Origin of the sequence: Vibrio sp. 10N.222.46.A1, from assembly GCF_041473595.1 — a bacterium.
Taxonomy (GTDB): Bacteria; Pseudomonadota; Gammaproteobacteria; order Enterobacterales; family Vibrionaceae; genus Vibrio; species Vibrio tasmaniensis_A.
Map to the genome: position 1 here is coordinate 1 of NZ_JBFRSN010001767.1, position 694 is coordinate 694.

General features: G+C 39.5%; 1 protein-coding gene. It reads left to right on the forward strand.

Annotated features, from left to right (window positions below; all coding sequences use genetic code 11):
• Window positions 1-8: 8 nt before the first annotated feature.
• On the forward strand, window positions 9-694 hold a 686-nt coding region (locus tag AB4496_RS29245; RefSeq protein ID WP_372133629.1), incomplete at its 3' end, for an ABC transporter transmembrane domain-containing protein.

Consider the following 694-nt stretch of genomic DNA (forward strand, 5'->3'; position numbering starts at 1 on the left):
TCATTACAATGACCAATTCAGAAGACACTATTAGCCGTTCTTGGTTAATAACTCAAGTAAAAAAACACAAGTCCAAATTACTGTTTGCTAACATTATTGCCATACTTGCAACTCTCATTAGTGTCCCTATCCCGTTGCTCATGCCATTAATGGTTGATGAAGTATTACTTGATAAGCCGGCTTCTGGCTTAGAGATGATGAACCATCTACTTCCAACATCGTTGCAGACACCAACTGGCTATATTGCACTGACTTTGCTGTTAGTCATAATCATGCGTACTGTTAGCCAAGCGTTGAACATTCTACAAGGGCGTCAATTCACGCTTGTCTCAAAAACAATTACCTATCAAATGCGCAGTAAGATGATAGATAAGCTTGGCCGCATTAGTATTAGACAATACGAGACCAAAGGCAGTGGCGGTATTAATGCTCACCTGATAACAGACATAGAGACAATAGATAAGTTCATTGGTTCGACTCTATCTAAGTTCATAATTAGCTTCTTAACCGTTTTCGGTACCGCTATCGTGTTGCTATGGTTAGAGTGGCGTTTAGGACTGTTCATTTTACTGGTCAATCCTGTTGTGATTTATTTCTCCCGTAAACTAGGTAGCAGAGTTAAACACCTTAAAAAGTATGAGAACCAATCTTTCGAGCGCTTTCAAAACCGTTTAGTGGAAACCTTAGACGGTAT